General features: G+C 65.9%; 23 protein-coding genes. 14 read left to right on the top strand and 9 right to left on the bottom strand.

Annotation, left to right across the window (positions count from 1 at the left end):
* Nucleotides 1–32: 32 nt before the first annotated feature.
* Nucleotides 33–1,067 carry a M14 family metallopeptidase gene (locus HV766_RS24550; protein WP_054457834.1) on the top strand — a complete coding sequence of 345 codons (1,035 nt, stop codon included), beginning with the start codon at nt 33–35 and terminating at the stop codon, nt 1,065–1,067.
* 25 nt (nt 1,068–1,092) lie between these two features.
* Entirely contained in the window at nt 1,093–2,181 is a 1,089-nt protein-coding gene (locus HV766_RS24545) for a LacI family DNA-binding transcriptional regulator (protein ID WP_054457835.1), read from the top strand.
* A gap of 30 nt (nt 2,182–2,211) precedes the next feature.
* On the opposite strand, the gene HV766_RS24540 is transcribed toward HV766_RS24545, so the two are convergent.
* The gene (locus HV766_RS24540) at nt 2,212–3,030 is read right to left on the bottom strand and encodes a 2-keto-4-pentenoate hydratase (protein WP_119450638.1); all 819 of its coding nucleotides are present in this window, start codon (nt 3,028–3,030) and stop codon (nt 2,212–2,214) included.
* A 107-nt stretch (nt 3,031–3,137) separates the two neighbouring features.
* Here HV766_RS24540 and HV766_RS24535 point away from each other — a divergent pair, with 107 nt between their 5' ends.
* The 3 genes from HV766_RS24535 to ycaC all read left to right on the top strand — a co-directional run bounded on the left by HV766_RS24535 (nt 3,138) and on the right by ycaC (nt 5,560).
* Nucleotides 3,138–4,085 carry a LysR substrate-binding domain-containing protein gene (locus tag HV766_RS24535; protein WP_054457837.1) on the top strand — a complete coding sequence of 316 codons (948 nt, stop codon included), beginning with the start codon at nt 3,138–3,140 and terminating at the stop codon, nt 4,083–4,085.
* 115 nt (nt 4,086–4,200) lie between these two features.
* Nucleotides 4,201–4,878, top strand: coding sequence for a hydrolase (locus tag HV766_RS24530; RefSeq protein ID WP_054457838.1), 678 nt, complete (start codon nt 4,201–4,203; stop codon nt 4,876–4,878).
* A gap of 55 nt (nt 4,879–4,933) precedes the next feature.
* Nucleotides 4,934–5,560, top strand: a complete 627-nt coding sequence (ycaC, locus tag HV766_RS24525) for an isochorismate family cysteine hydrolase YcaC (protein WP_054457839.1) — start codon at nt 4,934–4,936, stop codon at nt 5,558–5,560.
* Nucleotides 5,561–5,639: 79 nt separating this feature from the next.
* Here ycaC and HV766_RS24520 read toward each other — a convergent pair whose 3' ends face one another.
* Nucleotides 5,640–6,788, bottom strand: coding sequence for a sterol desaturase family protein (locus HV766_RS24520; protein ID WP_175181995.1), 1,149 nt, complete (start codon nt 6,786–6,788; stop codon nt 5,640–5,642).
* A gap of 256 nt (nt 6,789–7,044) precedes the next feature.
* Between HV766_RS24520 and HV766_RS24515 the strand changes: the two genes are divergently transcribed.
* Complete coding sequence (locus HV766_RS24515; protein WP_013395499.1) at nt 7,045–7,269, top strand: HP1242/YdcH family protein; 225 nt, start codon at nt 7,045–7,047, stop codon at nt 7,267–7,269.
* A 98-nt stretch (nt 7,270–7,367) separates the two neighbouring features.
* On the opposite strand, the gene HV766_RS24510 is transcribed toward HV766_RS24515, so the two are convergent.
* Nucleotides 7,368–8,291: a LysR family transcriptional regulator gene (locus tag HV766_RS24510; RefSeq protein ID WP_175181994.1), complete on the bottom strand. Its 924-nt coding sequence runs from the start codon at nt 8,289–8,291 to the stop codon at nt 7,368–7,370.
* A gap of 248 nt (nt 8,292–8,539) precedes the next feature.
* Here HV766_RS24510 and HV766_RS24505 point away from each other — a divergent pair, with 248 nt between their 5' ends.
* From HV766_RS24505 to HV766_RS24470, 8 genes are all read left to right on the top strand, one after another.
* Nucleotides 8,540–9,514, top strand: coding sequence for an ABC transporter permease (locus HV766_RS24505; protein ID WP_175181993.1), 975 nt, complete (start codon nt 8,540–8,542; stop codon nt 9,512–9,514).
* Nucleotides 9,511–10,410: an ABC transporter permease gene (locus tag HV766_RS24500; protein ID WP_175181992.1), complete on the top strand. Its 900-nt coding sequence runs from the start codon at nt 9,511–9,513 to the stop codon at nt 10,408–10,410. The genes HV766_RS24505 and HV766_RS24500 overlap by 4 nt, the downstream gene beginning before the upstream one ends.
* 8 nt (nt 10,411–10,418) lie before the next feature.
* Nucleotides 10,419–11,402 carry an ABC transporter ATP-binding protein gene (locus tag HV766_RS24495; RefSeq protein ID WP_175181991.1) on the top strand — a complete coding sequence of 328 codons (984 nt, stop codon included), beginning with the start codon at nt 10,419–10,421 and terminating at the stop codon, nt 11,400–11,402.
* Nucleotides 11,399–12,421: an ABC transporter ATP-binding protein gene (locus HV766_RS24490; protein ID WP_437340963.1), complete on the top strand. Its 1,023-nt coding sequence runs from the start codon at nt 11,399–11,401 to the stop codon at nt 12,419–12,421. Before HV766_RS24495 ends, HV766_RS24490 begins: the two co-directional genes overlap by 4 nt.
* Nucleotides 12,418–14,022 (top strand): ABC transporter substrate-binding protein, encoded by a 1,605-nt coding sequence (locus tag HV766_RS24485; protein WP_175181990.1) that lies wholly within the window; start codon nt 12,418–12,420, stop codon nt 14,020–14,022. Before HV766_RS24490 ends, HV766_RS24485 begins: the two co-directional genes overlap by 4 nt.
* Nucleotides 14,019–15,899 carry a CocE/NonD family hydrolase gene (locus HV766_RS24480; protein ID WP_175181989.1) on the top strand — a complete coding sequence of 627 codons (1,881 nt, stop codon included), beginning with the start codon at nt 14,019–14,021 and terminating at the stop codon, nt 15,897–15,899. Before HV766_RS24485 ends, HV766_RS24480 begins: the two co-directional genes overlap by 4 nt.
* 95 nt (nt 15,900–15,994) lie before the next feature.
* On the top strand, nt 15,995–17,011 hold the full coding sequence (locus HV766_RS24475) for a porin (protein ID WP_175181988.1): 1,017 nt from the start codon (nt 15,995–15,997) through the stop codon (nt 17,009–17,011).
* 136 nt (nt 17,012–17,147) lie between these two features.
* The gene (locus HV766_RS24470) at nt 17,148–17,750 is read left to right on the top strand and encodes a LysE/ArgO family amino acid transporter (protein WP_175181987.1); all 603 of its coding nucleotides are present in this window, start codon (nt 17,148–17,150) and stop codon (nt 17,748–17,750) included.
* A gap of 27 nt (nt 17,751–17,777) precedes the next feature.
* Here the strand turns inward: HV766_RS24470 and HV766_RS24465 are convergent, their stop codons facing one another.
* The 6 genes from HV766_RS24465 to HV766_RS24440 form a co-directional block, all read right to left on the bottom strand.
* The gene (locus tag HV766_RS24465) at nt 17,778–18,092 is read right to left on the bottom strand and encodes a hypothetical protein (protein WP_054457842.1); all 315 of its coding nucleotides are present in this window, start codon (nt 18,090–18,092) and stop codon (nt 17,778–17,780) included.
* A gap of 101 nt (nt 18,093–18,193) precedes the next feature.
* Entirely contained in the window at nt 18,194–18,847 is a 654-nt protein-coding gene (locus HV766_RS24460; protein WP_054457843.1) for a TetR/AcrR family transcriptional regulator, read from the bottom strand.
* Nucleotides 18,848–18,889: 42 nt separating this feature from the next.
* A complete protein-coding gene (gene lpdA / locus HV766_RS24455) occupies nt 18,890–20,329 on the bottom strand; it encodes a dihydrolipoyl dehydrogenase (protein ID WP_119450637.1) in 1,440 nt (479 codons plus the stop codon).
* A 6-nt stretch (nt 20,330–20,335) separates the two neighbouring features.
* Nucleotides 20,336–21,061 carry an ABC transporter ATP-binding protein gene (locus HV766_RS24450; protein ID WP_175181986.1) on the bottom strand — a complete coding sequence of 242 codons (726 nt, stop codon included), beginning with the start codon at nt 21,059–21,061 and terminating at the stop codon, nt 20,336–20,338.
* Entirely contained in the window at nt 21,054–22,868 is a 1,815-nt protein-coding gene (locus tag HV766_RS24445) for a branched-chain amino acid ABC transporter ATP-binding protein/permease (protein WP_166738336.1), read from the bottom strand. Before HV766_RS24445 ends, HV766_RS24450 begins: the two co-directional genes overlap by 8 nt.
* 5 nt (nt 22,869–22,873) lie before the next feature.
* Nucleotides 22,874–23,758 carry a branched-chain amino acid ABC transporter permease gene (locus HV766_RS24440; protein WP_054457847.1) on the bottom strand — a complete coding sequence of 295 codons (885 nt, stop codon included), beginning with the start codon at nt 23,756–23,758 and terminating at the stop codon, nt 22,874–22,876.
* Between the last annotated feature and the right edge of the window lie 17 nt (nt 23,759–23,775).

Here is a 23,775-nt window from a genome sequence, read left to right as displayed (position 1 = left end):
CGCCGCCTCGCGCGGCGCTGTTGTATCTCCCCATGCATACCGGCCTGTTTCACGACATAGATTTCGATGCCGACGGCAAGGCGCTCAGTTTCCTGGGCACCCCCTACTCGGTAGACCGTTCGCCCTACTACCAGATCAAGACGCCCATCTGCCGCATCCGCAACGGCAGCGGCCCGCGCGTGCTGCTCATGGCGGGCAACCATGGCGACGAGTACGAAGGCGAAGTCGCCCTGGGCCGGCTGATCCGCCGCCTGGATCCCTCCCGCATGCGCGGCGAAGTCACCATCCTGCCGCTGGCCAACCTGCCAGCCGTGATGGCGGCGCGGCGGCGCTCTCCGCTGGACAACGGTAACCTCAATCGCGCCTTTCCCGGCGAACCCGGCGGCACCCCGACCGAACGCCTGGCGCACTTCCTCGAACACGAACTGTTCCCGCGCCACGACGTGGTGTTCGACATCCATTCCGGCGGCACCTCGATGGCGCACCTGCCCACCGCCTTGATCGAACGCCAGGACTCGCCCGAGCGCATGGCGCGCGCGCTGGACCTGATGGGTTCGCTGGGCATGGGCCACGCCTTCGTCGCCGCCAATGGCCGCGATGCGCCCACCTCCATGGCGGCGGCCGCGCGCGCTGGCGCGATCGGCATCAGCGGCGAGTTCGGCGGCGGCGGCACGCTGACGCCGGCCACGCTGGCCGCGACCCAGCGCGCCATCGACAACCTGCTGCAAAAGCTGGGCGTGACCGATGCGCCCGTGCTCGGCCCGCACCAGCCCGGCGCGCCCGCCATGCAATTGCTGGAGCTGGACAGCCACGAACAGAACATCTTCGCCACCCGGCGCGGCTGGTTCGAGCCGGCGGTGGACATCGGCGCCAGCGTGCGCGCGGGCGACGTCGCGGGCTACTACCATGACCTCAACCAGCTGGACGCGGAAGAGGAAGTCCTGCGTTTCCGGGTATCGGGTATCGTCATTTCGCGGCGGCTGCATACCGACTGCGAATCCGGCGACAGCCTGATCCAGGTTGCGCGTCCCGTCGGCCAGGCTGATATCCTGACGCCTGCCGCCTGATCCCGGAACAATCAAAAGAAATCGCATGACCCACCGGCCCGCGCCTCCTTCCGCCCCCACCTACGACGACGTGCTGCGCGTGCGTCCCGAGGGCGCCGCCGCGCCCGCCCGCGCGGCCGCCCCCGCCAAGCCGCCGCGCATCGAGGAAGTGGCCAGGCTGGCGGGCGTATCGCCCATCACGGTGTCGCGGGCCTTGCGCCAGCCCGAGAAAGTGGCCCAGGAAAAGCGCGACCGCATCCTGCAGGTGGTGGCGCAGACCGGCTATGCCTCGAATCCGCACGCGCGCGCCCTGCGCTCCGGGCAGTCCAGCGTGGTGGCGGCGTTCGTCTCCAACATCCTCAGCCAGCAGTTCGCGCTGGCCGTGCAGGGCTGCGCCGAAGTGCTGGAGCCGCAGGGCTACCAGTTGATGGTCGGACAGACCTCGTATTCCTACGCCAAGGAAACCAGCATGATCGCGTCGCTGCGCGCCTTGCGGCCCGCGGCGGTGCTGTTCACCGGCGTCATCGAGCTCGAGGAAAACCGCCAGTCGCTGCGCGAACTGGGCATCCCCATCATGGAGACCTGGGCCTATCCGCGCGACCCGATCGACATGCTGGTGGGCTTTTCCAACTATGACGGCGGCGTCATGGCAGCGCGCCATCTGGCCGAACGCGGCTACCGCCGCGTCGCCTTCGTGGCGCGCCAGGGCGGCCGCGGCGAACTGCGGCGCCAGGGCTTCAATGCCGCCGCTGCCGGACTGGGCCTGCAGGTGGTGGCCGAACTGGCCGTGGACAATGCGCAAACCATCGCCGATGGCCGCGCCGCCCTGGGCCGCCTGCTCGCCATGGGCCAGGCCTTTGACGCCGTGTTCTGCGCCAACGACCTGCTGGCGGTGGGCGCGCTGTTCGAGGCGCGCGACCGCAAACTCGCAATTCCCCGCGACATCGCCATCCTGGGTTTCGGCGATACCGACATCGCCCGCGAAATCGAGCCCGGCCTGAGCACCATCGGCGTGGACAGCCGCAAGCTGGGCGCCCGCGCCGGGGAACTGCTGCTGCAGCGCCTGAATGGCGGCGCGCCCGCCGCGCGCCAGGAAGTGTTTCCGCTGACCTTGAACCAGCGCGCCAGCGCCTAGCGTCCCTGCGCGCCGGCAACCGGCGCGGGCTCACTCGTCGAACACGATGCGCAGGCCCGGCAAGCCGATGCCGTCCAGCGTGGTGCTCCATGTTTCGCCCGCGTGCACCGGATATGCCTTGGTCAGCGTTCCGGTCGTGACCAGTTCGCCCGCCTGGATCGCCTCGTCGGCCGGACGCTCCCCGAGCACCTCCAGCAGATGGGCCAGCGCCGCCAGCGGACTGCCCAGCACGTTGGCGCCCGCACCGGTTTCACGGCGGATGCCGTTGCAGGACAGCTCCACCCGGAAGTCCGCCAGCCGTTCGATCAAGCCCGGGCCGAGCTCGGCCGGCTCCATCAGCGGCCCGATGTAAAGCGCGCCGTGCAAGGCGTTGTCCGCCACGGTATCGGCGGCCTGGAACTGCCAGGCGGGATAGTGCGACTGCACCAATTCGAACCCATGGGCGATCCAATCCACGCATTCCAATATGGCGGCCAGTTCCCGCGTGCGCGGCGGCGCGCAATGGAAATGCAGCACGATCTCGGGTTCGATGCGCGGCTCGACATAGCGGCCCAGGCGGCAATGGACTTCGCCGGTGTCGTCATAAACCGCGCTGTGTTCATAAACGCGTCCCCACACGGGGAAATCCACGCCCAGCGCCGCCCACATCGCGGCATTGGTGAAGCCTATCTTGCGGCCGACCAGCAGCGCGCCTTCCGCCAGCCGCGCCTGATGGATGCGCGCAGCCACGTCATAGGCGGCATCCAGGTCGAAGCGTGGACGCCGGGCCGTGACCGGCGCGATGTAAGAGGCATGGTCCTGCGCCGCCTTGATTTCACGGGCGAGCGCCGCCGGGTCGGAAGCTGGCATGGTGGCTCCTGAAGGTACGCTCAAATGTAAAAGAAAACCTGCCCGCACAGTGCCGCAGCCGTTATATGCTCCCCTAGACGTCCTATTTTCAGAACAGCGGGGAAGCAATGCATGACTTGAATGACCTCTATTACTTCGTCCAGGTCGTCAAGAACGGCGGATTCGCACCCGCGGGACGGGCGCTGGGCATACCAAAATCCCGCCTGAGCCGGCGCATTGCGCTGCTGGAAGACCGGCTCGGCGTGCGGCTCATCCAGCGTTCCACTCGCAGCTTCGCCGTGACCGAATTGGGTCAGGAATATTACGAGCAATGCCTGTCGATGCTGGCGGGCGCGGAAGCCGCCCAGGAAGTCATCGACCGCACCCGCGCCGAACCGCAAGGCACCATACGCATGAGCGCGCCGCCCGCGCTGATCTACTACTTCCTGGGCGACCTGGTGGCCCGCTTCATGGTCCGCTGCCCCAAGGTCCACGTCTACCTGAAGAGCTTCAGCCGCCCCGTGGACGTGCTGCGCGAGGGCTTCGACATCGCGGTGCGCGTGCGCTTCGGTCCCATCGAGAGCAGCGACCTCATCATGAAACCGCTGGGCATGAGCTGCCAGTGCCTGGTGGCCAGCCCGGCGCTGGCGCGCAGCATCAAGCTGCCTGCGGATCCGCACGCCCTGAGCGAACTGCCCACGCTGGCCCTGGGTACGGAACAGCGCGAATCCCATTGGCGGCTGGACGGGCCGGACGGCGCGCGCATCGTCGTGCCGTTCACGCCTCGCCTGGTGACGGACGACATGCTGGCGCTGAAGCAGGCCGCCTTGCGCGGCGTGGGCGTGGTCTCCCTGCCCCTGCTGATGATCCGCGAGGAACTGGACGCGGGCACCCTGGTGGACGTAGGCGCTCCCTGGCAGCCGGAAGCCGGCAGCGTGCACGCCATCTTTCCGTCGCGCCGCGGCCTGCTGCCCGGCGTGCGCGAGCTGCTGGACTTCCTCAGTTCGGAGTACCAGGAAGTGGCCAAGCGCGAACACGACACGCAGGTGCGCCACAAGGTGCCCACCCTGAAGTAGCTTCGGGGCCGCCCGCAGCGTCCGACGAATGGGACGCAGAAACCCATTTCTCCCGCCTACCCAGCGGCCAGCGTTGCTCCTAGCATGGTTAGCCCCACGTCAACAGGAGCACACCATGAGCGTCCCCGCCAACTTCAATGGCCAGCGCCCCGTCATCGATCCCAACGATGCCGTCATGCTGCTGATCGATCACCAGAGCGGCCTGTTCCAGACGGTTGCCGACATGCCGATGACCGAGCTGCGCTCGCTGGCCGGCGCGCTGGCCTCGATGGCCACTCTGGCGAAGCTGCCCGTCATCACCACCGCTTCCGTGCCGCAGGGCCCCAATGGCCCTCTGATTCCTGAAATCCATGAAAACGCCCCGCACGCGAAATATGTCGCGCGCAAAGGCGAAATCAATGCCTGGGACAACCCTGAATTCGTTGCCGCGGTCAAGGCGACCGGCCGCAAGACCCTGATCATTGCCGGCACCATCACCAGCGTCTGCATGGCGTTCCCCGCCATCAGCGCGGTGGCCGAGGGCTACAAGGTCTTCGTGGTGGTCGACGCCTCGGGCACCTACAGCAAGATGGCCCAGGAAATCACGCTGGCGCGCGTGGTGCAGGCCGGCGTCGTGCCCATGGACACGGGCGCCGTCGCGGCGGAACTGCAAAAGACCTGGCACCGCGAAGACGCGGCCAAGTGGGCCGAGGTCTATACCAAGATCTTCCCGCCCTATCAGTTGCTGATCGAAAGCTACAACCGGGCCCAGGAAGTCATCAAGAAGGGCGAACAGCTCGACTCGCAGCGTTGAGTCCGCCCGGTTTCCCGCGCGCCGCAGGGCGCGCAATTCCCTCATGGAGTACGCAATGACCAAGCCCTATGTGAAACTCGACAAGACCCAGGCCGCGGTGCTGCTGGTCGACCACCAGGTGGGCCTGCTGTCCCTGGTCCGGGACTTCCAGCCCGACCAGTTCAAGAACAACGTCCTGGCGCTGGCCGACCTGGCCGAATACTTCAAGCTGCCCACCATCCTGACCACCAGCTTCGAAGACGGCCCCAACGGCCCGCTGGTCCAGGAGCTGAAAGACAAATTCCCCAAGGCGCCCTACATCGCCCGCCCGGGCAACATCAATGCATGGGACAACGAAGACTTCGTCAAGGCCGTCAAGGCCACCGGCAAGAAGCAGTTGATCATCGCCGGCGTCGTCACCGAGGTCTGCGTGGCCTTCCCGGCGCTGTCGGCCCTGGAGGAAGGCTTTGACGTGTTCGTCGTGACCGACGCGTCCGGCACCTTCAACGAAGTGACCCGCAATGCCGCCTGGAGCCGCATGGAACAGGCCGGCGCACAGCTGATGAGCTGGTTCGGCGTGGCCTGCGAACTGCACCGCGACTGGCGCAACGACATCGAAGGCCTGGGGACGCTGTTCTCCAACCACATCCCCGACTACCGCAACCTGATGGCGGCCTACTCCACCGTCAAGGGCAGCAGGTAAGGTCCCCGCCGGCCGCGCCCGGGCGCATGGCCGGCTGGCTCTGACTTCCACGGCGGCGCGCATCGGGCGCGCCGCCGTTTCATTTCTTGCGGGCGAAAGGGTAGGCCTGCTGCGCCAGGAACGTGCCTGGCATGTCGTTATCCAGGATCCCGTAGTTCTCGGGCAGGCGCTTGCTCACGCCGCGCACCGCCGTGCCGAACGCGTAATCGATGAACGAGAAGTGGGCGGCGTAGTTGCGGTCGATGGCCTCGGTATCCGAGGAATGGTGCCAATGGTGGAAGTCCGGCGTCACAATGATGTAGCGCAGCCAGCCCCAGGGCAGCCTCACGTTGGAATGGATCAGCACCGCCTGGAAGCCGACGATGATGATGTAGGCGTCCAGCACCGGCTTGGAAAAGCCCAGCGCGAACAGCACGCCCAGCACCGCGACCCGCGTGATCAGCAATTCGACGATGTGCAGGCGCGAACCGGCCAGCCAATCCAGGGTACGGGTACTGTGGTGCACCGCGTGGATGCGCCACAGGAACGGCACCTCGTGATAGGCGCGGTGCGCCGCGTACTGCACCAGATCCGCCACCAGCACGGCCACGAACAGCTCTGCCAGGTAAGGCAGCGACACGATGGCCTGCTGCAGCGGTTCGTAGGCCGCCCAGGAAAACAGCCGGTGCACGAAGAAGTTGATGCACAGCAGCACCGCCCCCACCGACAGGTGGTTGAACAGGAAGTGCTTCATGTCCACCTGCCATTCGCCGCGGAACACCGGCTGGCCCGGATACAGCGGGAACAGCTTCTCGAAAATGATGAAAACCGTGCTGGACGCCAGCAGATCCAGGATGAACCAATCCAGCCCCAGATAGGGATGGTTGCCCGTATTGGACGTGGTCACCACCACGTTGCTGCCCCCCGCCGCCACTGCGCCGCACACCAGCACGAAGGCCGCGATGTTCAGCCAGCGCTGGCGGCCCAGCACGGTGTTGGCCAGCGCGATGCTGCCCGAAATCAGCAGCGCGGTGAACAGCAGGGCCCGCATCGCGTCCACGTTGTAGAAGCTGCGCAGCTCCGGAGTGGTCAGGTAGGCGGGGAAATGGAACGCCAGGACGCCCAGGACCGCCAGGATCGCCAGGAACAGCGCGATCACGCCGCTCATCATGCCCGTACCCGGATGGATCCTCCCGTCCTGCTTGAAAAGCTGTAAGACTTGGCGAAGGATGGACGCGCGCTGATTCATTTCAAATTTATGGCAGACCACGGGGAAGCGAGTTTATCGCCGGGGACGGATCTTCATGTAATAAAACGTGATCAGGCACGACAGAATAACGCCCTTGCCAGCGCCTTGCGCGACATCAATTCTCGGACGGACTGCAAGCACCCGGATGGTTGACAACGGCGCGGGGTTGGCGTGTCATGGAATCGAAAGCTTTATGGATCATCAGGTTCCCCGGTTTCCCGCAGTGCCCATCAACCGGTTCTTTAAAGAGGCCCCTATGTTCCCTGAATACCGCCACCTCATTACCCAACTGAAATCCGAAAACGCGCATTTCTCCGCGCTGTTCCAGCGTCACAATGACCTGGACCAGGAAATCAAGAACATGGAGGCCGGCATCCAGCCGGCGTCGGGCAACGAGGTTGAAGTGCTCAAAAAAGAAAAACTGCACCTGAAGGACAAGCTGTACGGCATCCTGCGCGCTGCCGACCAGGGCGGCAGCTGAAAGGCATCAACATCACGGGCGGCGCCTGCCCGCGCAGGCGCCCTTGATTTCCCCCTGATTCCCTGAGTACCCGCCATTTCCGGCGCAAGCCGTCCGCGTCAAGGATCGATAAGCGCGAAGGCGTCGCTGCCTGCGGCCCGCGACATCTCGTCGATGATGCGCCGCGACAGTTCCAGCACCAGCGGGCTGCGCGGCTCGCCCGCAATCGTGACCATGCCCAGGCTGTAGCCGATGCGCGGCGCAAACCGCTTGCAGATCACACCAGTCTCCTGGCACAGGCGCGCGAACAGGCCGTTGACCACGGACACGCCTATGCCCCGCGCCACCAGCCGGCAGGCCATTTCCACCGAATGCACTTCCGCCCGGATTTGCGGCACCATGCCGCCCTGCCGGAAGACGTGGTCGATCTGCTGGCGCAGCAGGCGCTGGCGTCCCAGCAGCACCATGTCCACTCCGATTAGATCAGCCGGCCCGACCTCAGGCAGGGCTTGCAGCGCATGCCCGGGCGGCACGATGCACACGGCGTCCGTGCTCAGGCGCGCGACCGTCTCCAACCCGGAATTCAAGGTGGGCGAACGGACCAGGGCCAGATCGGCCTCGCGGCCCAGCACTGCGGCCTCGCTGGTTTCGTAGGTACCCACCAGAACCTCGAGCGCCACCTCCGGATGGTCGTTCAGGAAGGACTCCGCCACGGCCGGCATCACCGTCTGGGCAACCGAACTAGGCAGCTGCACGCGCATCAGCGTGCGTCGCAGTCCACCCAGCCGCAACTGGTTGACGTGCCGCTGCAGCGACTTGGCATCGAGGATCATGTTCTGCACGTCCGGCAGCAAGGCGTCAGCCTCGCTGCTGGGATGCAGGCGCCCCTTGCGTCGCAGGAACAACGGCAGCCCCAAATCGGACTCGAACTGGCTGAGCAGGCGGCTGACCGCCGGCTGGGACGTTCCCAGCCGCTGCGCGGCCTCTATGGTCGATCCGGTGGTCATGAAGGCCACGAAGGCCTCTAGCTGCTTGAAATTCATTGTTGTCGCGGGCGCGCCGGCGGCGACGCATTGCCCAATACCTAGGGTTAGCACCAAATTTGGCGAAATTCACATAGACGCATGCCGGCCCAGCATACGGTTGCCAAGGCTCCGCGTTGGCTAGAACATGCCGGCAACCGCGGATTCTGCCCATACACGAATCCGCAATCAATCCGTATTAGCGCCGAATCGCAAGGAGCCCCAATGCGCGCCGTAGCCCCACGCCCGTCCTGTCGCAGCGCCGCGCCATGACCGCGTTCATCATCCGCCGGCTTTGCCAGAGCGTCGTGATCCTCGCCCTCACCTCGCTCATCGTGTTCGCCGGCGTCTATGCCATCGGCGACCCCATCGAAATCCTGGTGCCGGCCGACGCCTCGCAGGCGGAAATCGCTCAGGCCGTGGCGTCGCTGGGCCTGGACCTGCCGCTCTATCAGCAGTACCTGAAATTCGTCGGCAACGCGCTGCATGGAGACCTGGGCACGTCCTTCGTCTACAACCAGCCCGCCATCCAGCTCATCCTGCAGCGGCTGCCGGCCACGCTGGAACTGGCTTTCGTCGCCCTGCTGCTGGCCCTGGCCATCGGCCTGCCGCTGGGCCTGGTCGCTGGCCTGAAGCCGGATTCGGCGCTGGACCGCGGCATCATGACCGGTTCCATCCTGGGCTTCTCCCTGCCCAATTTCTGGCAGGGCATCATGCTGGTGCTGATCTTCTCGGTGACGCTGGGCTGGCTGCCATCCACCGGGCGCGGCCCCACCGGCGAAGTGCTGGGCATCCAGACCAGCCTGGCGTCCTGGGACGGCATCCGCCACCTGATCCTGCCGGCGCTGAACCTGGCGCTCTTCAAGATCGCCCTCATCGTGCGCCTGACGCGCAGCGGCGTGCGCGAGACCATGCCGCTGGACTACGTGAAATTCGCGCGCGCCAAGGGCCTGCGCGAATCGCGCGTGATCTATATGCATGTGCTGAAGAACATCATGATCCCCATCGTAACGGTGGTCGGCATGGAGTTCGGCTCGATGATCGCGTTCGCCACGGTCACCGAAACCATCTTTGCGTGGCCCGGCGTGGGCAAGCTCATCATTGACAGCATCATGAAGCTGGACCGTCCCGTCGTGGTCGCCTATCTGCTTATCGTGGTGACCATGTTCATCCTGCTCAATCTGCTGGTGGACATCATCTACTCCGTCCTCGACCCCCGTGTCCGCGTGGGGGCCGCCGAATGAAAACCACCGCCATGAAACTCAACCGCGAAACGACGCTGGGCCAGGCCCTGTACGGCGTGCTCGACAGCCGCGCCGCCAGCATCGCAGCCGCGATCCTGGGCGTGCTGGTCCTGGCCGCGCTGTTCGCCAGCTGGATCGCGCCGCAGAATCCCTATGACCTCGCCGCCATCACCATCCTGGACGGCCGCCTGCCGCCCGGCAGCGTCGGCGTCTACGGCGACACCTACTGGCTGGGCACCGACGCGCAGGGGCGCGACATGCTGTCGGCCATGATGTATGGCCTGCGCACCAGCCTGGGCGTGGGCGTGCTCAGCGGCCTGTTCGCCATGGTGGTGGGCACCGTGCTGGGCCTGGCCGCCGCCTACTTCGGCGGCCGCGTGGACACCCTGATCATGCGGCTGGTCGACCTGATGCTAGGCTTTCCCACCATCCTGGTCGCGCTCATGATGCTGGCCATCCTGGGACAAGGGCTGGACAAGGTCATCTTCGCCCTGGTGGTGGTGCAGTGGGCCTACTTCGCGCGGGCGGTGCGCGCCACCGCCGTGGTCGAACGACGCAAGGAATACATGGAGGCCGCGCTCTGCCTGGGCCTGAGCCACCGGCGCGCGCTCTTCAGCCAATTGCTGCCCAACTGCGTGCCGCCCGTCATCGTGATCGCGATGATCCAGACGGCCAACGCCATCGCGGCGGAGGCCACGCTCAGCTTCCTTGGCATCGGCCTGCCCGTCACCGAGCCCTCGCTGGGTCTGCTGATCGCCAACGGCTACCAGCAGATGCTGGCCGGCCTGTACTGGATCAGCGTCTATCCGGGCGTCCTGCTGCTGACGGTGGTCTTCACCATGAACATCGTGGGCGATCGCATCCGCGAAGCGCTCAACCCCCGCCTGCAGAAATAGGAAGCCCCATGAATCCGGCAATTCCCACGCTTTCCGTCAGGAACCTGCGCACCTGGTTCCACACCCGAGCGGGTGTGGTGCGCGCAGTCGACGACGTGAGCTTCGACGTCCACCCGGGCGAGATCCTGGGCCTGGTCGGCGAGTCCGGTTCGGGCAAGTCCATCACGGGCTTCTCCGTGCTGGGCCTCATCGACCCGCCCGGACGCATCGACGGCGGCCAGATCCTGTTCAAGGGTCGTGACCTGGCCACGCTATCGGCCGAAGAGCTGCGCGAACTGCGCGGCAACCGCATCGCCATGGTGTTCCAGGATCCCATGATGACCCTGAACCCGGTGTTCCGTATCGAAACGCAGATGGTCGAAACGGTGCGGGCGCACGAGCGCTGCAGCCGACAGGCCGCCTGGGCCCGCGCCCGCGACACGCTGGCCGCGGTCGGCATCCCCTCACCGGAAGAGCGCCTGAAGGCCTACCCGCACCAGCTCTCGGGCGGCATGCGCCAGCGCGTGGCAATCGCCATCGCCATGCTGCACAAACCCGACCTCATCATCGCCGACGAGCCGACCACCGCGCTGGACGTGACCATCCAGGCGCAGATCCTGGCCGAGATGCAGAAGCTCTGCGCCGAAACCGGCACCGCCATGGTCTGGGTCAGCCACGACCTGGCCGTGGTCGCCGGCCTGGCCGACCGCGTCTGCGTGATGTATGCGGGCCGGGTGGTGGAGTCCGGCCCCACCGCGGACATCCTTGACCATCCGCGCCATCCCTACACCGTCGGCCTCATCGGCTCGGTGCCCAGCAACGACCAGGGCGGCGCGCGCCTCTACCAGATTCCCGGCATGGCGCCCTCTCCGCTCGCGCTGCCGCAGGGCTGTGCCTTCAGCCCGCGCTGCGCGCACGCCACGCTGCATTGCCGCGAAGAACAGCCGCACATCACGGCCGGGCAGGAACGCACGCTGCGCTGCTTTCATCCCCAGACAGGAGCCCTCTCTTGAACACGCCCATCCTGATGCAGGCCCAGCAGGTATCGCGCCTGTTCGTGAAGCGCCCCGATTACGCCGAAAGGTTGGCCGGGCTGCTGGGCGCGCGCGTGGCGTCGCACACGGTGAACGCGGTGGACCGCGTGGACCTGTCCATCCATGAAGGTGAAGTCGTGGGCCTGGTCGGCGAATCCGGCTGCGGCAAGTCCACCCTGGGCCGCGTGCTGGCCGGCATCCTGCCGCCCACTTCCGGCACCCTGCTGACGCCGGCCGGCGAGCTGTCTTCCCTGACCGGGCAGGCCGCGCATGCCCAGCGCATGTCCACGCAGATGATCTTCCAGGACCCGATGTCCTCGCTGAATCCGCGCAAGCGTGTGCGCGACATCATCGGCGAAGCCCCGCTCGCCCACGGCATCGTGGCGCGCCCCGACTACGACGACTACGTGGTGGAGGTCATGCGGCAAGTGGGCCTGAATCCGGATTACCGCAACCGCTTTCCGCACCAGTTCTCCGGCGGCCAGCGCCAACGCGTGGGCATCGGTCGCGCGCTGGCGGTCAAGCCGCGCTTCCTCATCTGCGACGAGTCCATCGCCGCGCTCGACGTCTCGATCCAGGCGCAGATCCTGAATCTCTTCATGGACCTGCGCGAGACGCTGGGACTGACCTATCTCTTCATCAGCCACGACCTGGGCGTGGTGCAGCGCATCAGCGGCCGCACCGTCATCATGTACCTCGGCCGCATCGTCGAATCCGGCCCCACCGCCGAGATCTTCAAGACGCCGCTGCATCCGTATACCCAGGCCCTGCTGGAAGAGGTCCCGCGGCTGACCAACCGCAAGCGGCGCTTTCACGCCATTAAGGGCGAGATCCCCTCGCCGCTGAATCCTCCGCCAGGCTGCCATTTCCATCCGCGCTGTCCCCATGCCATGGCGCGCTGCAAGACCGAGCAGCCCATGCTGCTGGAGCAGGGCAATGGCCACCGCGCCGCCTGTCACCTGCTGGATGCGCCAGCGCAAGGAACGATCCGTCCATGAAAGCTGCAAGCCTCAAATCCTCCCTGTTGCGCAGCGGCCTGCAGGCCCTGCTCGCCGCTGCGCTGCTGGCGGCCGCCGCGGGCACGTACGCCCGCCCCTTGCTGACGATCGGCCACTCCAGCGAGCCCTCGTCCATGGACCCGCTGTTCTCGCGCACGGGCAACAACCAGGCTGCGGCCGAGAACATCTTCGAGCGCCTGGTATCGACCGACGAGAACATGCAGATCCGCCCAGGCCTGGCGGTGTCGTGGAAGGCGCTGGAGCCGACGCTCTGGGAAATCCAGCTACGCCCCGGCGTGCGCTTCCATGACGGCTCGCCGTTCACGGCCGACGACGTGGTGTTCTCGCTGCAGCGCGCGCCCAAGGTGCCGAACAGTCCGGCGCCCTTTACCGGCGCGGTGCGCTCCATCGCCGGCATCGAGATCGTGAACCCGCTGACGCTGCGCATCCGCAGCAAGCAGCCCACCCCCGACCTGATGGAGCAGATCGGCCTGGTCTACATCCTGTCGCGCCGCGCGGCCGAAGGGCGCAGCTCGGAAGACTTCAATGCCGGCCCGGCCGCCATCGGCACTGGCCCTTACAAGTACAAGCGCTGGCAGCCGGGCGACAGCCTGGAACTGGAGCGCAACGAGCAGTACTGGGGCAAGTCGCCGGATTTCGACCGCGTCGTGATCCGCTACATCTCCAACGACGCCGCGCGCCTGGCCGCCCTGCTGTCGGGTTCGGTCGACCTGATCGACAGCGTACCGCCCACCGACACCAAGAAGCTGCAGAGCCGCCCCGGCTACGCGCTGTATCAGTCGGCCTCGGCACGCTTGATCTACCTGGCGCTGGATTCGGCGCGCGACAAGAGTCCGTACGTCACCGACGCCCAGGGCAAGCCCATGGACGCCAATCCCTTGAAGGACGTGCGGGTGCGCCGCGCGATCTCCATGATGTTCATGCGCGAGCCCATCACCGACCGTCTGCTGAGCGGCGCCGGCGTGCCTGCGGGCCAGATGGTGCCGCAAGGGCTGGGCGGCTACTCGCCCACGCTGGCGCCGCCCGCCTATGACCTGGAAGGCGCGCGCAAGCTGCTGGCCGAGGCCGGCTATCCCCAGGGTTTCGGCCTGACCGTGCATTCGTCCAACGACCGCTTCGCCAGCGACGGCGACCTGGCGCAGGCGTTGGCGCAGATGATGGCGCGCGCCGGCCTGCGCATCAACGGCGTGGTCACGCAGCCCTACAACGTCTATGCCGGCGCCAGCAGCAAGCAGCAGTACAGCGCCTTCATCTTCTCCTACGGCAACAGCACCAGCGATTCGTCCAACGGACTGACCAACGTGCTGGCCACTTACGACAAGGCCGCCGGCACAGGCGCGTTCAACCGCGCGCGCTACTCCAACCCCGAGGTGGACCGGCTGCTGGCTCGGGCCGCCACCGAATTCGACACGGACGTCCGCAACCAACTGCTGCGCCAGGCCGCCGAAGCCGCCTTCAACGACGTCGGCATCGTGCCCCTCTATTTCCCAGTCGTTTTCTGGGCCGCCCGCGACGGCATCGTCGTGCGCGCCAACAAGCTGGAACGGACCTCCATGGTCTACATACAGGAAGCAAAATGAGCCCCACCCGCCCCCTCGCGGACCTGTCCAACCAGAAAGTGCGCATGCGCGACGGCGTGCTGCTGGCGACCGACGTGTATTTTCCCCCCGGTTACCGGGCCGGCACGGACGCGCCGCTACCCGTGATTCTTGAGCGCACGCCCTATGGCAAGGCCGACATCTCCCGTTCCGAGCAGATCGACGGCCAACAGGGCCAGCCGCGCCCCGCCATCGCGCGCTATTTCGCGCAGCACGGCTTCGCCGTGGTGTTCCAGGACTGCCGCGGCCGCTACGATTCCGAGGGCCAGTTCACCAAGTACCTGTCCGAAGGGCCGGACGGCTTCGACACGATGGCGTGGATAACCGCCCAGCCCTGGTGCAACGGCAAGGTGGGCACCATGGGCCTTTCCTATGGCGCGCACACGCAGATGGCGCTGGCCTGCATGAACCCGCCGGGCCTGGCCTGCATGGTGCTGGATTCCGGCGGCTTTTCCAACGGCTACCAGTGCGGCATCCGCCAATCCGGCGCCTTCGAACTGAAACAGGCGACCTGGGCCTACAAGCAGGCCAAGCTCAGCCCGGCCGCGCAGGAAAACCCGGCAGTGCTGGCCGCGCTCGACGCCCAGGACATCCGCCAGTGGTTCGCGCGCATGCCCTGGCGGCCCGGCCATTCGCCGTTGTCGGCCGTGCCGGAGTACGAAGACTATCTATTCGAACAATGGCGCGCCGAGTCCTTCGACGAATCCTGGCGCCAGCTGGGCATCTATGCCCAGGGCTACTACGACGCCATCCCCGACATTCCGGTCGTGCTGATGTCCAGCTGGTACGACGCCTACGTGCGCACGACCATGGAGAACTACGAGGGTCTGGGCGCCGGCAGGAACGCGCCGCTGCGGCTCATCATGGGTCCCTGGCTGCACGGCGACCGCAACATCACACACAGCGGCGACGCCGAGTTCGGGCCGACGGCGGCCTTCGACGGCCACATCGCCCGCAACTGGCTGGAGTTCCGCCTGTCCTGGTTCCGCCGCTGGCTACAGCAGAACGCCAGCCCCGCCGCTTCCGACCCAGCCGCGCGCCTATTCCTGATGGGTGGCGGCAGCGGCCGGCGCGACACGCAGGGCCGCTTCGAGCATGGCGGCCAGTGGGTGCAGGCCGAGACCTGGCCGGTGCCGCAGGCCCGCGCCACGCCCTACTTTCTGCATGCCGACGGCAGCTTGCGGCTGGACCCGCCGCAGGCCACGCACGCCAGCATCCGCTACCAGGCCGATCCTCGGCGCCCCGTCCCCACCATCGGCGGCGCGCTCACGTCCGGCCAGCCGGTGTTCGTGGGCGGCGGCTTCGACCAGCGCGAGGACGCCCGCTTCTTCGGCATTGAGCAGCCCGGCCTGCCGCTGGCCTCACGCGATGACGTCGTCGTATTCCAGACCGAACCGCTGGAGCAGGACCTGGCCATCGTCGGCCCGGTCGTGGTCAAGCTCTGCATCTCGTCCGACTGCCCTGACACCGACTTCACCGCCAAGCTCATCGACGTCTATCCCGCCAACCCCGACTATCCGCAAGGCTACGCGCTGAACCTGACCGACGGCATCTTCCGCTGCCGCTTCCATGAGTCCTGGGAAAAGCCGGCGGCGCTTGAGCCCGGCAAGGTCTATGAAATCACGATCGAGCCTTTCGCCACCTGCAATCTGTTCAAGCGGGGGCACCGGATCCGCCTGGACATATCCAGCAGCAACTTTCCCAAGTACGACGTCAATCCCAATAGCGGGGAAGCGGCGGCCGATGCCCGCGAGAAACGCATCGCTCTCAACACCCTGCATCTGTCCTCGGTCCATGGTTGCAGCCTCACGCTGCACGTCGCCGATCCGCAAGCGCTGACGCCCTTGCCGGCGCCCTGACCCGGCCACCCGTGTTTTACCCCCAGCCACCCGCGCACCGCGCGGGCGGCTGGGGCCGTTCGTCCATCCGCAACACAACATCAATGGGGATCACCTTGAAAAAAAAGCTGAGACAACGCAAATTCCTGGGCGCGGCGCTGGCCCTTTCTTGCATGAGCCCGGCGCAGGCTGCCGAAACCAGTACGGTCACGCTGTACGGCCTGGTCGACCTGGGCATGCTCTATGAGCGCAAGGATGGCGAATCCAGCCTGCGCCAGAAAAGCGGCAACCAGTCCGGCTCGCGCTGGGGCCTGCGCGGCAGCGAAGACCTGGGCAACGGCTACAAGGCCGTCTTCCGCCTCGAGAGCGGCTTCAATGCCAACAACGGCACCCAGGCGCAAGGGCGCATGTTCGGACGCTGGGCCTACGTCGGCCTGGCGGGCGGCTTCGGTGAAGTGCGCCTGGGCCGCCAGTGGGTCTACGGCTTCGAGTGGGCTGGGGTAGGTTCGCCCTTCGGCACCGGCTGGAGCCAAAGCTCCAACAACGCCGTGCTGGGCTACAACGACGGCGACTTCGGCGCCGGAGGCCGCGTCAACAATGCCGTGTTCTACGCCACGCCGCGGATGAACGGCTGGCAGGCCGGCCTGGGCTACAGCTTCGAAGCCAACGACGGCAACGAATTCGCCACGGACAACCACGACCGCGTCTTGACCGCTGGCCTGCGCTACAACAAGGGCCCCATCGCCGCCGCGCTGACCTACGAACGCCTGAATCCCAACGCGCTGCAGCCCAGCAAAAAGAACGCCACCAATTTCCAGGCCGCGGGCTCCTATGACTTCGAATGGATCACGCTGCACGGCACCTACGGCAATCTGCGCAACGCCAATAGCGGGCCTTCGGCCGGTTATGACAACGTCAACTCCTATATCGCCGGCGTGACCGTGCCGACGGGCAAGGCTGGCAAGGTGATGGCCTCTTACCAGCGCGCCACGTCCTCCGACATCACCGGCTGGGCGCTGGGTTACCAGTACGACCTGTCCAAGCGCACCAACCTCTACGCTTACGTGAACCGGCTGGACGTCCGGGAATCCCATACGCTGCAGACCTCGGCGGGCATCCGCCACATGTTCTAAGGTCTGGCCTGGCGGCGCGTCCGAGTGCGTTCGGACGCGTCCAGAATAATTAGTAAAACTGAATATAGATTAGAATAATTAGCTGTCCTAATTGTTTAGCCCAGGCTAGTCTGTCGCCCTTGATTCAAGGTTGACGATGACCACCGCCTACATTCCCGGATTCCTGCTCGGCCTGAGCCTCATCATGGCGATCGGCGCGCAAAACGCTTTCGTCCTGCGCCAAGGCCTGCGCCAGGAACATGTCTTTGCCGTCTGCCTGACCTGCGCCCTGTCCGACGCCATCCTGATCAGCGCCGGCGTGGCCGGCTTCGGGTTGGCCGTGGGCGCACTGCCCTGGCTGGAATCCGCCCTGCGCTACGGCGGCGCGCTATTCCTGTTCGTCTACGCCGCGCGCAGCCTCATATCGGCGCTGCGCGCCCGCCACGACAGCCTCAAGCCCTCATCCACCCAGACCGCCGGACGCGCCGCCGCGCTGGCGACCTGCCTGGCCCTGACCTGGCTCAATCCGCACGTGTACCTGGACACCGTGGTGCTGCTGGGTTCGGTCTCCAGCCAGTACGACGGCCACAAGACCGCCTTCGCGCTGGGCGCGATCACGGCGTCCTTCGCCTTCTTCTTTGCGCTGGGCTATGGCGCGCGCCTGCTGCGGCCCATCTTCGCCAATCCCAATGCGTGGCGGGTGCTGGACGGCTGCGTCGCCGCGGCCATGTTCGCCATCGGACTGAAGCTGGTGCTCTGAACACCTGGGCCGAAGCCCCTGCGCGGCCTAGCGGCTCTTGCCGGACCCGGCGGACGCGTTCACGTAGTCCTTCACCGTGCGGTCCTTGTTGAAGATCACGGTCAGCGTCTGCTGGTTGTCCATCGCGCCGTAGGCGCTATTGTCGAAATAGAACCAGGTGGCCGTCGTCAGCCCATCGCGGCCGACGCCCTGCGACCGGGGCGGGCCGTAGTCCCGGACCATCTCTTCGTAGGTGGTGACGTTGAGCTTGATGGCGGCCACCTTCGATTCGGTCAGCAGGTCGCTGGAACCGCTGGCGCAGCCCGTCACAAGGGCGGCCACGAAAAGCAAGGATGTTCTCATTCTATTTTCCCCGGTCTGGCGGGCCGCGCAGGGGCGGCCGGCGTATTTGCGCTTGCTGGATAGACCGAGATTAGAACGTAAATTTTCGCCCTGCGGTGCGCCTATTCCACCTGCATCTTGCCGATGTCGGGTGCGAACGCCTCGGGCGGCTTGCTGGCGATGGAGCGGCACAGCAGTTCGGACATGCCCTTGGCCAACTGCTTGTTGTTCCATTCACCCGCGTCCGAATACCACTTCGGCACCCAGTTCACCGCGCCAAAAATGGAAAAGATAGCCAGCTTGGGATCGCACTGGATGATGCTGCCGTCCTCCATCCCTTCGCGCACGAAGGCGCGCAGCTTGGCCTCAAAGCGGTCGCGCTGCTTGACGATCTCGGCGCGGTCATCGGGCTCTAGCGCGTGTTCCTCGGTGATGATGACGCAGCGGCTCATTTCGCTGAGCGTCACCTCCAGGTACTCGCGCAACGCCAGCTGCAGCTTTTCCAGGCCGGTGCCGCCATGGCGTTCCGCCGCTTCGATGGCCTCGAAGCCTACTCTCAAAGCCTCGGCGAACGCCTCGTACAGCAGGGCGTGCTTGTTCGGAAAATAGTGGTAGAGCGCCGCCTTGGTAACGCCCAGGCTGGTCGCGATGTCTCCCAGCGAAGTGGCGTGGAACCCTTTCTGGTTGAATGCGGCAATCGCCTGGCGCAACAGCGCTTCGCGCTTCAATTGGTGCATCGCCTTGTGCGTGGGCACCGAATTATTCCATGTTGCCACTGATCAAACCCTCCCGGTGAATTGCGTGGACCGGCCGCATATTTAACTTTTTTTCCCGGAGAGGAACAACTCGGTGAGCGTCCCCTCGTATGCCTCGGCCGCGAATGCCAGCGTCTCCGACAAGGTCGGGTGCGGGTGTATTGTGAGCGCAATGTCGCCGGGCTCCGCTCCCATCTCGATGGCCAGCGCCGCCTCGGCGATCAGGTCGCCAGCCTGCGGCCCCACCATGCCTACCCCCAGCAAGGCGCGGGTCTGCGGATCGACCAGGATCTTGGTGAGTCCTTCGCCGCGCCCCAGGCTCAGCGCTCGGCCGCTGGCGGCCCACGGAAAGCTGGCCGACTCGAACGCCACGCCATTGAGGCGCGCGGCTGTCTCGGTCAAACCTACCCAAGCCACTTCCGGATCCGTGTAAGCGACCGCGGGAATGACCTTGGCATCGTTGGCAGCTTTCTTGCCCGCCGCGATCTCGGCCGCCACCTTGCCCTCGTAGGCCGCCTTGTGCGCCAGCATCGGTTCGCCGACGACGTCGCCTATGGCAAGAATATGGGAGACATTGGTACGCTGGCGCTCATCGACGGGTATGAAGCCGCGTTCATCCACATGGACTCCCGCCCGATCCGCGCCGATCCTGGCCCCGTTGGGCCGGCGGCCGGCCGCAACCAAGACGGCATCATACACCTGGGGTCCGGCGTCTTGCGGCCCGCTGAACACGACGTGCACCCCATCCTCCCGGGCGCTGGCCGACACCACCCGCGTCCCCGTCAGGATGGCCTCATAGCGGCCCGCCACCCGCTGCGCCAGGGGCTGCACCAGGTCGCGGTCGCATCCCGGCAAAAGACCGTCGGTCAGCTCCACCACTGTGACGCGGACGCCCAGCGCCGCGTACACCGTCGCCAGTTCCATGCCAATGATGCCCCCGCCCACCACCAGCAGGCGCCTGGGCACATCCGCCAGCGCCAGGGCGCCGCTCGAATCCATGATGCGCGGATCTTCCGGCCAGTCCGGCAGGCGCACGGGGTGCGAACCCACTGCAATGATGGCCTGGCGAAAGTGCACAGAGGGGCCGCCGGCGACCTCCAGGGTGTTGGGTCCTGCAAATTGCCCCCTTCCGTGCACGACACGGACCTTGCGCCGTCGGGCCAGGCCCGCCAGTCCGCCGTTCAGCTTGGCGACCAGCGCTTCTTTCCACTGTCGCAGCTTGTCCAGACGAATGCGGGGCTCGCCGAATTCGATGCCCAGCTCGTGCAGGCCGCGCGTCTCTTCCAGGGCGCGGGCTGCGTGCAACAGCGCCTTGGAGGGAATGCAGCCCACATTCAGGCATACGCCTCCGAGGCCGGGCCGATCTTCGACCAACGTCACCGACAGCCCCAGGTCAGCGGCGCGGAAGGCTGCTGTATAGCCGCCCGGCCCACCGCCCAACACCAGCAGCTCGGTATCGATACTCCCGCCCGTGGGCGGCCTGTCCTTCTTTTCCGTCTGCATGTCTGCCTATTCCGTTCTGCCCGCGCCCAGATAGGCGCTGGAAAGCTCAGCGCCGGCGCTGCCCGTCAGCACGTCGCGCGTGCCCTCGAAGACTGTCTTGCCGTGTTTGAGCACATAGCCGAAATCCGCCACCCTGAGCGCCAGGCTGGCCATCTGCTCGCTGAGCAGCACCACGCGGCCGCCCTGCGCGCAGTACTGCTTGATGAAATCGAAGATCTGCGCCACAACAATGGGCGCCAGTCCCAGGGAAGGCTCGTCCAGCAACACGCAACGTGGTTCGTGCAAAGTGGCCATGGACAGGATCAGCATCTGCTGCTGGCCCCCGCTAAGGGTCCCAGCCTTCGCCGTTCGGCGTTGCGCCAGGACCGGGAAATTGCCGTACACCTGTTCCACGGCGCCCTTGAAGTTTCCCTTTGGTTTGCGGAAATGCCAGGCTGTGATCAGATTTTCCTCGACGGTGTGCTGGTGGAAGATGCGCCGCCCCTCCATGGCATGCGCCAGTCCTCGCCGCGCGCGTTCATGCGGCGGCAAGCGGGATATGTCTTCTCCATCCAGCAGGATCTGCCCGCCCCTGATCGGCGTGACTCCGGATATCGCCCGCATCAGCGACGATTTGCCGGCGCCGTTGGCACCGATCAAAGCGGTGATGCCATCGGGGCGCGCGGTCAGGCTGACACCGCGCACGGCGTCGATTGCACCGTAACTTACCTGCAGATTGCGGACTTCAAGCATGGACGGGCTCCTCAACGCCAAGATAGGCCTGGATCACGGCCTGGTCGGCGCGCATGCCGTCCATGTCGCCCCGATAGATTTCCTCGCCGGCTTCGAACACCACCACCTCCTCAACCAGTTCGGCCAGGAAATCCATGTGGTGATCGATGATCATGATGGCCACGCCATGGTCACGCGCCAGGCGGACCAGCCTGATAAGGTGTTCCGACTCCACCTCCGACAGGCCGGCGGCAGGCTCATCCAGCAGCAGCAGCTCCGGATCGCTGGCCAGGGCGCGGGCGACCTCGGCCAGGCGCTGGATGCCATAGGGCAGTTCGCTCATGATGGCGTCCGCATGGCCGGCCAGCCCGGCCGCCTGCATCAAGGCTTCGACCTGGCGCAGCAATGCGCCCTCTTCGCGCCTTGCGCCTGGGGTGTTGAACGCCGCTGCCAGCGCGCCATGCCGATAGCGCCGATGGGCTCCCATCAGGATGTTCTCGCGCACGGTAAAGCTGGGCACGTTGCGCGGATCCTGGAAGGTACGGGTAATGCCCGCCTGCGCGACCTTGTACGAAGGCCAGCCCGCGATGTCCCGGCCCTTGTACAAAATGCGCCCCGAGGTCGGCGCATAGATGCCGCTGATGACGTTGACCAGGGTGCTCTTGCCGGAACCATTGGGCCCGACCAGCGCGGTGATGCTGCCGGCGCGCAGCTCGAGCGACACGCCCGCCAGCGCGCGCAGGCCCGAGAATTCCATGACCACGTCTTCAACCCGCACCAGCGCTTGCTGCCTTTCGGCGCCCGCGGCGGCCTGCCGCTGCGACAAAGGCGGCTCGGCCTCGACCGGCGCCGCGAGCCGCAACTGGTCGAACTTGCTGTAGCGCGTCTGCGTGCGCAGCAGGCCGGCAAGCCCTTTGGGCAGCAAAGTGAAGATGAACACCAGGATCAGGCCGTAGACGATGTACTGATAGTCATTGAAGGCCTGGAGCTTCTGCGGCAAGTAGGTGAACAGCACCGCCCCATACACCTGACCTGCCAGCGAACCCAGCCCGCCCACGATCGACATCACCAGGATCTCGATGGACCGCATCAGGCCAAAGCTTTCCGGCGTCAGGTAGCCGATCATGTGCGCATAGAAACCGCCAGCCAGGCCGGCCAGGCCGCCGCTGATCGCATAGGCCGCGCGCTTGACGGCAGCCTGGGAGATGCCCAGCGATCCCGCCGCGATTTCGCTGACGTGCACGGCATAGAATGCCCTGCCGAAATGGCTTTTGACGAAGTTGCGCAGCATCAGCATGACCACCAGCAACACTGCCAACAGGATGCGGAAATAGGCCACGGTATCGATGGTCCAACCGAAGATCTGCAAGGTGCCGATCTGCGACGAAGGTATGCCCCGCATGCCCATCACTCCTCCCGTCACGCCGCGCAGTTCGCGCGCCAGCTCGTAGACGATCAAGCCGAAACCCAGCGACATCATCGCCAGGTAGAACTCGCGCACGCGGCCCGCCGGGCCCGCCAGCAGCAGGCCGACTGCGGCCGCCCCGAAGGTTGCCAGGAACAGCGCCACCGGAAACGGCACTCCCCAGGACTTCATCGCGATCGCGCTGGCATATGCGCCGATGGCGAAGAATCCGGCATGGCCCAGCGAGATCTGCCCGCTGATGCCGGTCAGCAGATTGATGCCCTGGGCGAGCAGGATGTTGATGATGACGAAACTCCACATCTGCACCGTGCCAGTGGCGACATGGCCGGCGCCTATCGCCAGCGCCACGGCCAGCACGCCCAGCGTCCAGGAGTTCGACAGGATTTTCCCCAGCTGTTTCATCGTCCTCACACCTTCACGGTTTCACGCTTGCCGAACAGGCCCTGCGGCCGGATCGTCAACACGCCTATCAAAAGCACGAAAGCCACGACCTCGGCCGCGGCGGGCGAGACGTAGCCCCCCACCAGCTTCTCCAGGATGCCGAGGATCAGCCCGCCCACCAGGGAGCCGAACGCGCTGCCCATGCCGCCCATGACCGCGGCGACAAATGCCAGGATCAGCAGATGCAGGCCAAAATTCGGATCCACCGTTCCCGACACCTGCGACACCAGGATGCCGGCGATGCCAGCCAGCACGCCGCTCACCAGAAACGAGAAGACCACCACGCGGTAGACCGGTATGCCCATGAGCGACGCCAGGTCGCGATCGTGCGCGACCGCGCGCACGCCGTAACCCCAGATGGAATGGCGCAGGAACAGCTCCATCAGGCCGACGATCATCACACTGATGACGAACACGGCGATGTACTGCAGCGAAATGTAGGCACCCATGAACTCCACCGTGTCGGTGCTGCTGAAGAGCACGTCCGGAAACGCCACAGCCTGTGTCCCGAACAGCCAGCTCGCCACACCCTGCAGGAAGATGCCTATGCCGAGGGTGGAGACCACCCACCCCATGCTGCCGGCAATGCGCCGCGTGGGCCGCACGCCGACCACCTCGACCACCCACAGGATGAAGGCCGTGGCCAGCAGCGACACGCCCACCGCCAGGAACACGTTGACCCCGGCGCCGACCATGACGGCCGTCAGCATCGCCCCCGCCATCAACACCGAACCCTGTCCGAAATTGAGCACGCGCGTGGTCCAGAACGTCAGGTTCAGGCCCAGGCCGATCAACGCATAGGCGGCGCCGACGCTCAGGCCTGACACGATCATTTGGATAAAGAAATCCATATCACCATCATCCATAC

This window comes from Achromobacter aegrifaciens (assembly GCF_902859735.1).
Taxonomy (GTDB): domain Bacteria; phylum Pseudomonadota; class Gammaproteobacteria; order Burkholderiales; family Burkholderiaceae_B; genus Achromobacter; species Achromobacter aegrifaciens.
Note: the sequence above shows the minus strand (reverse complement) of the source record. Positions and strands in the feature narration are given on the sequence as shown.

Coding starts and splice junctions, on each gene's coding strand:
- HV766_RS24550 (WP_054457834.1), top strand. CDS start 33: ATGCATACCGGCCTGTTTCACGACATAGATTTCGATGCCGACGGCAAG.
- HV766_RS24545 (WP_054457835.1), top strand. CDS start 1,093: ATGACCCACCGGCCCGCGCCTCCTTCCGCCCCCACCTACGACGACGTG.
- HV766_RS24540 (WP_119450638.1), bottom strand. CDS start 3,030: ATGCCAGCTTCCGACCCGGCGGCGCTCGCCCGTGAAATCAAGGCGGCG.
- HV766_RS24535 (WP_054457837.1), top strand. CDS start 3,138: ATGCATGACTTGAATGACCTCTATTACTTCGTCCAGGTCGTCAAGAAC.
- HV766_RS24530 (WP_054457838.1), top strand. CDS start 4,201: ATGAGCGTCCCCGCCAACTTCAATGGCCAGCGCCCCGTCATCGATCCC.
- ycaC (WP_054457839.1), top strand. CDS start 4,934: ATGACCAAGCCCTATGTGAAACTCGACAAGACCCAGGCCGCGGTGCTG.
- HV766_RS24520 (WP_175181995.1), bottom strand. CDS start 6,788: ATGAATCAGCGCGCGTCCATCCTTCGCCAAGTCTTACAGCTTTTCAAG.
- HV766_RS24515 (WP_013395499.1), top strand. CDS start 7,045: ATGTTCCCTGAATACCGCCACCTCATTACCCAACTGAAATCCGAAAAC.
- HV766_RS24510 (WP_175181994.1), bottom strand. CDS start 8,291: ATGAATTTCAAGCAGCTAGAGGCCTTCGTGGCCTTCATGACCACCGGA.
- HV766_RS24505 (WP_175181993.1), top strand. CDS start 8,540: ATGACCGCGTTCATCATCCGCCGGCTTTGCCAGAGCGTCGTGATCCTC.
- HV766_RS24500 (WP_175181992.1), top strand. CDS start 9,511: ATGAAAACCACCGCCATGAAACTCAACCGCGAAACGACGCTGGGCCAG.
- HV766_RS24495 (WP_175181991.1), top strand. CDS start 10,419: ATGAATCCGGCAATTCCCACGCTTTCCGTCAGGAACCTGCGCACCTGG.
- HV766_RS24485 (WP_175181990.1), top strand. CDS start 12,418: ATGAAAGCTGCAAGCCTCAAATCCTCCCTGTTGCGCAGCGGCCTGCAG.
- HV766_RS24480 (WP_175181989.1), top strand. CDS start 14,019: ATGAGCCCCACCCGCCCCCTCGCGGACCTGTCCAACCAGAAAGTGCGC.
- HV766_RS24470 (WP_175181987.1), top strand. CDS start 17,148: ATGACCACCGCCTACATTCCCGGATTCCTGCTCGGCCTGAGCCTCATC.
- HV766_RS24465 (WP_054457842.1), bottom strand. CDS start 18,092: ATGAGAACATCCTTGCTTTTCGTGGCCGCCCTTGTGACGGGCTGCGCC.
- lpdA (WP_119450637.1), bottom strand. CDS start 20,329: ATGCAGACGGAAAAGAAGGACAGGCCGCCCACGGGCGGGAGTATCGAT.
- HV766_RS24450 (WP_175181986.1), bottom strand. CDS start 21,061: ATGCTTGAAGTCCGCAATCTGCAGGTAAGTTACGGTGCAATCGACGCC.
- HV766_RS24445 (WP_166738336.1), bottom strand. CDS start 22,868: ATGAAACAGCTGGGGAAAATCCTGTCGAACTCCTGGACGCTGGGCGTG.
- HV766_RS24440 (WP_054457847.1), bottom strand. CDS start 23,758: ATGGATTTCTTTATCCAAATGATCGTGTCAGGCCTGAGCGTCGGCGCC.